This window comes from Bradyrhizobium sp. UFLA05-89, assembly GCF_059803475.1.
In genome coordinates this window covers 1-9,282 of record NZ_JBANBA010000189.1, presented here as the reverse complement: position 1 = coordinate 9,282, position 9,282 = coordinate 1, and the positions used below count along the sequence as shown (strand labels likewise).

The 9,282-nt window shown below is 63.9% G+C and carries 7 protein-coding genes and 1 pseudogene; 7 read left to right on the top strand and 1 reads right to left on the bottom strand.

The genetic code is table 11. The features are described from left to right. The first annotated feature begins 91 nt into the window (after window positions 1-91). From SO139_RS44435 to SO139_RS44405, 7 genes and pseudogenes are all read left to right on the top strand, one after another. Complete coding sequence (locus SO139_RS44435; protein WP_498542012.1) at window positions 92-1,867, top strand: flavin-containing monooxygenase; 1,776 nt, start codon at window positions 92-94, stop codon at window positions 1,865-1,867. A gap of 89 nt (window positions 1,868-1,956) precedes the next feature. Next, on the top strand, window positions 1,957-2,928 hold the full coding sequence (locus tag SO139_RS44430; RefSeq protein WP_449383646.1) for a peptidyl-alpha-hydroxyglycine alpha-amidating lyase family protein: 972 nt from the start codon (window positions 1,957-1,959) through the stop codon (window positions 2,926-2,928). Between the two features lie 337 nt (window positions 2,929-3,265). Next, window positions 3,266-3,823 carry an HNH endonuclease gene (locus tag SO139_RS44425; RefSeq protein ID WP_080135068.1) on the top strand — a complete coding sequence of 186 codons (558 nt, stop codon included), beginning with the start codon at window positions 3,266-3,268 and terminating at the stop codon, window positions 3,821-3,823. A 93-nt stretch (window positions 3,824-3,916) separates the two neighbouring features. After that, entirely contained in the window at window positions 3,917-4,111 is a 195-nt protein-coding gene (locus tag SO139_RS44420) for a hypothetical protein (RefSeq protein WP_027522132.1), read from the top strand. Between the two features lie 120 nt (window positions 4,112-4,231). Next, window positions 4,232-5,479, top strand: coding sequence for a glycosyltransferase family 87 protein (locus SO139_RS44415; protein WP_474804651.1), 1,248 nt, complete (start codon window positions 4,232-4,234; stop codon window positions 5,477-5,479). 110 nt (window positions 5,480-5,589) lie between these two features. Next, entirely contained in the window at window positions 5,590-5,811 is a 222-nt protein-coding gene (locus SO139_RS44410; protein ID WP_449383644.1) for a dodecin, read from the top strand. 146 nt (window positions 5,812-5,957) lie between these two features. Then, window positions 5,958-6,893: pseudogene (locus SO139_RS44405) on the top strand (sensor domain-containing diguanylate cyclase); the annotation flags it as partial. Window positions 6,894-6,905: 12 nt separating this feature from the next. On the opposite strand, the gene SO139_RS44400 reads toward SO139_RS44405, so the two are convergent. Next, window positions 6,906-9,282 (bottom strand): autotransporter outer membrane beta-barrel domain-containing protein (locus SO139_RS44400; protein ID WP_498542011.1); only part of this gene is annotated, 2,377 nt, incomplete at its 5' end.

Here is a 9,282-nt window from a genome sequence, read left to right as displayed (position 1 = left end):
CCCTACGGGGGTAGTCGGCTTTTGGCTCCTGCCAAAACGGTATAGCGTTGATCTCAGAGGAAGCGCCGCGAAGTCGGCCATGAGGTCGCGCATGCTGGACAGGACGAAGGACATTCTAGTGTCCGCGCAAACCTGGCTCGACCAGTTCGAGCAGGCGCTTGGCGACCCGAGTCACGGCGCGCTGCATAAGCTCTTCCTGGCCGACAGCTACTGGCGCGACGTGCTGGCGCTAAGCTGGAACCTGCAAACGATCGCCGGCCGCGACGCGACCGTGCGGGAATTGAGCACGCTCGCATCCGAAGCCGCGCCAAATTCTTTCGAGATCGCATCGACCCGTGCGCCGCCGCGCTGGGTGACTCGCGCCGGGACCAAGACGATCGAGGCGATCTTCTCGTTCGAAACCGCCGTCGGACGCGGCAGCGGCATCGTTCGGCTGCTGTCCGATGCCGATGACGGCGACCGCCTGAAGGCATGGACGCTGCTCACCGCGCTGGAGGAGCTGAAGGGATTTGAGGAGCAACTCAACCGCACGCGGCCGCGCGGCCAGGCCTATTCGCGCGACTTCCGCGGGCCGAATTGGCTCGATCTGCGCAAGGCATCCGGCTCCTATGCCGACCGCGATCCCGCCGTGCTCGTGATCGGCGGCGGCCAGGCGGGGCTCGCGATCGCGGCGCGGCTGAAGCAGTTGAATGTCGACACGTTGATCGTCGATCGCTGGCCACGCATCGGCGACAATTGGCGCAAGCGCTACCACGCGCTCACCCTGCACAACCAGGTCCAGGTCAATCACCTGCCCTATATGCCTTTCCCGCCGAACTGGCCGGTCTACATCCCCAAGGACAAGCTCGCCAACTGGTTCGAAGCTTACGTCGAGGCGATGGAGCTGAATTACTGGACCGGCACCGAGTTCGAAGGCGGCGCCTACGACGAGGCGAAGGGATGTTGGACGGTCACGCTACGCGGCGCCGATGGCACGACGCGGACCATGCATCCGCGTCATGTGGTGATGGCAACCGGCGTCAGCGGCATCCCGAACATGCCCGATATTCCGAGCCTGAAAGATTTCAGCGGCACGCTCGTGCATTCCAGCCGCTACGAGGACGGCGAGAGCTGGACCGGCAAGCGCGCGATCGTCATCGGCACCGGCAATAGCGGCCACGACATCGCGCAAGATCTCTACTCCAGCGGTGCCGAGGTGACGCTGGTGCAGCGCTCGGCCACGCTGATCACCAATATCGAACCCTCGGCACAGCTCGCCTACGCGACCTACAACGAGGGCACGCTCGAGGACAACGACTTGATCGCAGCCTCGATGCCGACGCCGCTCGCGAAGAAGACCCATGCAATGCTGACGGAGCAATCGAAGGCGCTCGACAAGGACCTGCTCGACGGCCTCGCCCGCGTCGGCTTCAAGCTCGATTTCGGTGAAGGCGGCACCGGTTGGCAGTTCAAATACTTGAGCCGCGGCGGCGGCTATTACTTCAACGTCGGCTGCTCCGATCTCATCGTGAAGGGCGCGGTCGGGCTCACGCAATTCGAGGACATCGAACGCTTCGTCGCCGAGGGCGCGCGGTTGAAGGACGGTGCGATCATCTCGGCCGACCTCATCGTGCTCTCGACCGGCTACAAGCCGCAAGCCTATCTGGTGCGAAAGCTGTTCGGCGATGCCGTTGCCGACCGCGTCGGCCCGATCTGGGGCTTTGGCGACGGCTTTGAGCTGTGCAACATGTATGCGCGCACGAAGCAGCCCGGCCTGTGGTTCATCGCCGGCAGCCTCGCGCAATGCCGGATCAATTCGAGATATCTCGCACTGCAGATCAAGGCGATCGAGGAAGGGATGTTGGGGCGAGATGTGGGCGCCACATAAACCGGTCGCCATTCCGGGCGCGACAAAAGTCGCGAGCCCGCATTGCGCACTTGCGCAATGTGGAACGATGAATTGTGAGGAGGACACGAATGCCAACCATACTCGGCTCGGGCGAGCATCGTTACCGCGTCGTCGAGAACTGGGCGAAGCTGCCGGATGGCTGGCAGCTCACCGATGTCGCGTCCGTCGCGGTTGACAGCAAGGACCGCATCTACGTCTTCAATCGCGGCGCCCATCCGATGGTGGTGCTCGACCGCGAAGGCAATTTCCTGCGGAGCTGGGGTGAAGGGTTGTTTGCCCGCGCCCACGGCCTGCATATCGACGCCGACGATAATCTCTATTGCACCGATGATGGCGACCACACCGTGCGCAAATGCACGACCGACGGCAAGGTGCTGCTGACGATCGGCGTCCCCGAGAAGCCTGCACCGTTCATGAGCGGCGATCCCTTCCACCGCTGCACCCATACCGCGCTGTCGCCGAAGGGCGAGATCTACGTCTCCGACGGCTACGGCAATGCCCGCGTCCACAAGTTCACCCCGGACGGCAAGCTGATGATGAGCTGGGGCGAACCCGGCACCGATCCCGGCCAGTTCAACATCGTTCACAACATCGCCACCGACGCGGATGGTTATGTCTACGTCGCCGATCGCGAGAACCATCGCGTGCAGGTGTTCGACGGCAACGGCAGATACGAGACGCAGTGGAACAACCTGCACCGGCCCTGTGCGCTGTGCTGCTGTGGCGGAAGGCAGCCGACCTTCGTGATCGGCGAGCTCGGACCCGGCATGCCGGTGAACCGCAAGGTGCCCAATCTCGGCCCGCGGCTGTCGATCGTCGATGCCAAGGGAAAACGCATCGCGCGGCTCGGCGGCGAAGATGGTCCGGGTGTCGCGAGCGGCAAGTTCCTGGCGCCGCATGGCATCGCGCTGGATTCGCAAGGCGACCTGTATGTCGGCGAGGTCGGCGTCACCGACTGGAAGACGAGCTTTCCCGACGATGAGATGCCGGCTGTCGTGCGCGCCACACGGTGTCTGCAGAAGCTGGAGCGAGTGCGCTGACCACATGCGTCATTGGGAGCGCAGCCGCAGGTCATCGTCCTCCAACGGCACTGCCGCCGACCTTCCCGATCACGACTTGCCAGATCGCGACTTGCCCGATCGCGACCTGTCCCTGACCGGCGCGCAGGCGACTCGCCCGAGAACAGCGCTACAGCATTGTTGGCGTCGCTGACGGCGAGCGGCAGTGACGCTTCCCCGAAAAGCGGCTTTTTTGCAGCGTGTTCCGGTCCGCAGAGAGCCTGAATAAGTCTCTCAGCGGGCTTCACAATCCCGTCACGCTGCATGTAGTATGTCACTACATGCTGCTTCGCAGCGATATGGAGGCCAGGAGCGTTACTTGAACGCACATGTCTCGCAAGGCAGTTGGCCGGTCTTGGTGCTGAATGCGGACTTCCGGCCGCTGAGTTACTATCCGCTGTCTCTCTGGTCGTGGCAGGACGCGATCAAGGCGGTGTTTCTCGATCGCGTCAACATCGTCGCCCACTACGACCAGGCGGTACGAAGTCCGACGCTGGAGATGCAGTTACCGAGCGTCGTCTCACTCAAATCCTTCGTCAAGCCGACCACCCATCCTGCCTTCACCCGTTTCAACGTCTTCCTGCGCGACCGCTTCAATTGCCAATATTGCGGCTCGCCCGAGGACCTCACCTTCGATCACATCATCCCGCGCAGCAAAGGCGGCCAGACCACTTGGGAGAACGTGGTCGCGGCCTGCTCTCCCTGTAATTTGCGCAAGGGCAATCTCACGCCGGCGCAGGCAAAAATGTTTCCGAGGCAGGCGGCGTTCGCTCCGACCGTGCACCAGCTCCACCGCAACGGCCGCCTCTTTCCGCCGAACTATCTGCACGATAGCTGGCTCGATTATTTGTACTGGGATACCGAGCTGGATCCGTAGGCCCCGCTCGCGCTTCGACATGACGTCTGGCAGAGAACCAACGTTGGAACCCGCAGCCTGGGAACTTTTCTGCGGTTTTGGCGTTGGCTCCGCATGACAGTTGATCATTCAGTACGCCCGCCCCGCATTCTCACGCCTGACGAGCGCAGGGCGCGGGACGAGGCGCGACGGGCTGATGCGGAGCAGGCCATGCGCGAGCATGAGGCCGCGCAGAAGGCGCTCTATTCCAATATGGAGCGGCTGAGGGCCGAGCGGCTGGCGCGTGAGGCCCGATCCCAAGGCCGATAGGTCGCGTCTCAAGGCCGGGTGGCGCTCTCCGGTTCGTTACTGTCCTTTAAGCCTCACACGGCAATCTTGAGTCCTATGGGCGATGCAGGGTCCTGCACGCCGCTACGGTCCGAGATCCTCATGCTTGCCGAAGCGCTGGAGCAGATTCAGTCCTCGCCCTCGAGGCGGGCGATCTATGTTCGCGTCATTCTCGCAGCGCTGGCGGCGATCGCCGTCGTCAAGACATTCTGGTTCGCGCGCGTCGGTCCCTGGCACTTTCGCGAGCTCGCCGATTTCGACGCGTTTCACATCGTGGCGCAACGGGTCTGGCTCGGCGATGTCGGCGAGGTGTACCGGCTCGCGACCTTCGGCAAGATGCAGGCGGACGCGGCCGGCGGCACGACCGGCGTGATGCCCTGGACCTACCCGCCACAATTCGACCTGTTGCTTGCGCCGCTCGCCTGGCTGCCGGTCGGTGCAGCGTATCTGTTGTTCACCGCGGTAACACTCGCGCTCTATCTCGCCGCGTTGCGGACGATCGCACGAGAGAATCTCGCGCAAGTCCTGATCATCTCTTTTCCCGCCCTCGCGGTCACGATCGGCTGCGGCCAGAACGGCTTTCTCACCGGCGCGCTGATCGGCCTGTTCTGTCTCACCCTGCGGAAGCGCCCGGTGCTTGCGGGCCTAGCGCTCGGCGCGATGGTGATCAAGCCGCATCTTGCGATCGCCGCAGCCGTCTATCTCATGGCGACGAGGCGCTGGACTGCGATCATCGCTGCAGCAACGGTGGTGCTCGTGAGCTCACTCGTTTGCACGCTGGTTTTCGGTCCCCAAATCTGGTCCGCACTCGTCGGCTCGGTGCAGGAATCGGCGAGCTATCTCGACCAGGGCTTTTATCAGCTCTTTCGGATGATCTCGGCCTATGCGGCGCTGCATACCGCAGGCATGCCCGCTACTGGTGCCATCTGGGGACAGATCGCCGTCGCTGCGCTTGCGCTTCTTGCGGTCGTGCTCGGCGCCTTGCGCGGGTCCCCGCCGGGCCTCGCGCTTGGCGTCACTGCAATGGCCTCGGTGATGATCAGCCCCTATGCCTATGACTACGACCTGCCGCTGCTGGGGATCGGTCTCGCGCTCGCGCTTCCAGATCTTGTCCACATCGCGTCGGCGCGCGAGCGTAGCGCGATGTATGGGCTGATCCTGCTCGCCGGCTCCTATGGGCTGGTGCTGTCGACGCAGGCGTCGGGGCAGCAAGCCGCGCCGGCCATGGCTGGCTTTGCGATGATCGCACTCCTCGCGGTGCTGTTGCACATGCTGCTGCGCGATAAGTCGGCCATTCGTGACGGCAGCACGGATCACCTACCGCGCAATGTCCTTCATGTGCCCGACTAGAAACCTGCGGCCTGGCTGCGCGTTCACCCTTGGACTTCGTTCAGGCGCAGTTTAGTCTCTTCAGACGGAAATCCTGACTTGCGCCCTGCCGGCACTCATGGAGGTTCGTCATGCCTGCTCAAGACAAGGATCACGTCTACAAGATCCTGGAACTGGTCGGATCGTCGGAAAAGTCGATCGAAGACGCGATCCAGAACGCGGTCAGCCGGGCTGCAAAAACCATCCGCGAGATGAAATGGTTTGAGGTGGTGCAGACGCGCGGCCATATCGAGAACGGCACCGTGCGCCACTACCAGGTCACGCTGCGCGTCGGCTTCACGCTCGAGGCGTGAACCGGACACATGAGGCGCGACCGCTGCGCGAGCCGCGGCGTGGTTAACATCGTCCCACGATAATCCATCGAAATATCGGGGAATCCGCCGGTCGAGAACGGACTCCGTGCAATCAGCGCGGATGTTGCAACAAGCCGTTAAGCCTGCAGCGGCAGCGCATGGCGCAGGCCCTGGCTGCCAAGGAGGCGCACTTCCGCCTGCTGGCCGAGCAATCCAGCGACATGGTGACCCGGATCGGGCTTGATAACCAACTGCTCTACGTCTCGCCGTCATGCGCGCGCGTCGTGGGCTGGTCGCCCGACGAACTCTTGGGCAACTCGGCCGTAGCCGGCATCCACCCGGAGGACCTGGAGCGGATCGAGCAAACCATCGCCGCGCTGAAGAGTGGCGAAGCCGAGGAAGCACGCTTTGTCTATCGTCAGCGGCACCGCGAGAAGGGCGAGATCTGGGCCGAGTCGGCCCTGCACGTGACGCGAACGTCCGACACCGGCGAAATCGATGGCGTCGTTGCAATCATGCGAGATGTGACCGAGCAGAAGGATCTTCAGGACAGGCTCGGTCTGACCGGACTCGCCAACCGCCGGGCATTCGACGAGCGGCTGGCGGAGGAATGGGCGCGCGCCCGCCGCGACGGCACGCAGCTCTCGCTGCTCTTGATCGACGTCGATCATTTCAAGAAATTCAACGACCATTGCGGGCACCTCGCGGGTGACGGCTGCCTGCGTGCGCTGAGCAAGATTCTGGCCGTGCATGCGCGGCGCCCGGCCGGCCTCGCCGCACGCTACGGCGGCGAGGAATTCGCGCTGCTGTTGCCGAACACCGGCGCCGAAGGTTGCATCAGGGTCGGCGAGGAGATCCGCGAGGCGCTGCGAGAGCTTGCCATGCTCCATGCGCAGAATCCACCGTCCCGGCTGGTCACGGTGAGCGTGGGCGTGGCGACTGGACTGCCGTCTCAGAGTACGACTGACAGCAGCGCGTTGGTGGCAGCCGCCGACCGCGCGCTCTATGCTGCCAAGGACAGCGGCCGCGACCGGCTGGTGATGTCGGGCCAGGTCGTGCCGTGGCCGGCGAAGAGCGCGTGAGGAGATGACCGTTTACCACGCGTAGCGAACGCCGCCCTTGCCGGCATAGCTGCGCATGGCGTTCGAAAACTCGCCCTCGAAGCTTGCTGCCGCGGACCACCCGTTCAGCCACTTCATCTCCACCGCAGCAGTGGTGAGCGCGGCGTCCCGCGCTTGTGCTGCGCCATTGACGACGAAGCTTGCGCCAGGCAGCGCCTGGAAGGTTGCGGCGATCGAACGATCCGGATTGAAATCATGCGCCCAGCCAAAACGCCCGCGCAGCGTCAACACGCCATTTTGCATCGCGAAGGATTTATCGCTGCGCAGGCCTAGCTCGCCGCGGGTATCCGTTACGCTCTTGGCAGAGTAGTTCAAAGCAAACGCGGCCGCGCCGGAAATGACCTGCTCGGCATAGGCCGGTAGATCGAATGTCGTGAATTGCGCCGCGCCATAGGGCGTCAGGCCGATTCCGCGGATCCACGGCGCAATGTAGCGATAACCGCCTTCGAGGCGACCGGAATATGCATTCGCGTTGAACTCGGCGCGGAGATGATCGGCGCCGGCGATCGTCACGGTGCGATCGGTGGTGATGTCTTGCCAACCATAGGCCAGCGCCGCGGAGATGTAGGCAGCGCCATCGGTGTGGCGCAGATAGGCACCAGCCTGGAACAAGTCGGAGCGACCGGAGCCACCATTGGCCACGCTGAAATTGGTCCCGCCGCCGGCCAGCGCAAAGCCGACTGACGTATGTGCCGAGACCCAGTAATCGGCCCCGACGGCGGTCCCAAACACGCGACTCGTGGTGTCGTTCGAGCCGGTCGTCGCATTGCCGGCTGTCGATTGCGATCCGCCAAAGGCGGAAGCCCATACGCTCCAGTGCGGCTCGAGGGCCTGCGGCGGCGTCTTGGCGAGCATGGCAAACGCATCGATTCGCTTGTGTCCGGTATAGGCGCTTGCCTGCTCCTCGTCCGCAAAGCCGGTCGTGCCGCTGGCCGATCCCGGCCCGTTATCCCGCTGTGTGAAGGGATCGGTGAGCAGGCCCATGAACTGGGTCATCGCGGCAAACGTGGTCTGCTGCGAGCCCGTTCCCGATTCGCCAGCGGCTTGCGTCAGGCCGGCCGGAGTGAACCCGGCGTAGACTGCGGCTATTCCGCCGTTGGCGTTGAAGAAGCTCGTCAGCGCGTTGCCGACGCGTTGCTGATTGCCGTTGAGCCCGGACGGAATCGAATAGTTCAGGGCAAGGTCCAGATAGACGTCGTTGGCATCGTAGCTCAACGCGACACTTCTGATATTGCTTGGCAAACCGGTCGTGACCAGCGAGCCGAACGTGCCGCTGACCCCACCACTCGCGGTCAGGATGGTGTAGCGCTTGGAGATGTAGCTGCCGCTTGCGAAGACTGCGTCGACGGTGGCACCGCCGAGTGTCGCCACACCGGCGACGGATGCGAACGAAGCTGCCGAGGGACTGACCTGAACCAGATAGACGGCGCCGGATGCGAGGGCGAGGCTGCCGCTCACGACCATCGACGTCCCCGCCGTGCCATTGCCCGGCGCAAAGATGGCGCCGCCGTCGATGACGGTAGCGCCGACCGTGCCGCTACCGCTGAGCGCCGCGCCGCTCTGGACAGTGACCTGGCTGGATGATGCTATCGATCCGTCGACCTGCAACGTGCCGCCGCTGACGATTGTCGCGCCGGTATAGGAGTTGCTGCCGGAGAGCAGCAGCAGGCCGATGCCGGTCTTGGTCAGCGCGATCGATCCCGCGCCGTCCTGGATCGTTCCTGAAAAGACAGTTGAGGTGGTATCGCCGCCCGTGGTCAGCGTGGCCGCAGCGCCGCTATTGGTGACGATGCCGGCGCCAGCGAGCGAACCGATCGCGTTGGAGAAACCAGCGAGATCGAGCACCGCGCCGCTCGCAACCGTCACCGCAGAGTTGTTACCGAAGGCGCTGGTCGAGCCGGCTTGCAGGATGCCGGCGTCCACAACGGTCGGGCCGGTGTAGATATTCGCGCCAGAGAGGATAAGCGTGCCAGCATAGCCGCTCGCTTCGTTAACGACGACGTCGCCGGAGCCGGACAGCACACCCGTCAGGTTGACTGTGCTGCCAGCGAGAATGTTGTAGATGGGATCTCCGGCCGCAACGATGTTGTTGGCAATCGTGAAGCTGCCATTGAAAGTGACTGTGACGCCGGTGGCGCCGCCGTTGAGCGTCAACGTACCGGTACCGAGCGCATGGGCGTCACCGACGACAAGTGTTGAGCCCTCGTTGATGGTGGTGCCGCCGCCATAGGAGTTCGCTGCGGAGAGCGTCAGCACGCCCGCGCCGCTCTTGGTGATCGAGCTCTGCCCGCCCGTGCCCCCAAAGCCGTCCGCGATGCTACTGCCGCCGGAGCCGCTCTGGTCGGCGATG

Bases quoted from the DNA above. Each gene is read 5' to 3' on its own strand.
- SO139_RS44435 (WP_498542012.1), top strand. From the start codon at position 92: ATGCTGGACAGGACGAAGGACATTCTAGTGTCCGCGCAAACCTGGCTC.
- SO139_RS44430 (WP_449383646.1), top strand. From the start codon at position 1,957: ATGCCAACCATACTCGGCTCGGGCGAGCATCGTTACCGCGTCGTCGAG.
- SO139_RS44420 (WP_027522132.1), top strand. From the start codon at position 3,917: ATGACAGTTGATCATTCAGTACGCCCGCCCCGCATTCTCACGCCTGAC.
- SO139_RS44415 (WP_474804651.1), top strand. From the start codon at position 4,232: ATGCTTGCCGAAGCGCTGGAGCAGATTCAGTCCTCGCCCTCGAGGCGG.
- SO139_RS44410 (WP_449383644.1), top strand. From the start codon at position 5,590: ATGCCTGCTCAAGACAAGGATCACGTCTACAAGATCCTGGAACTGGTC.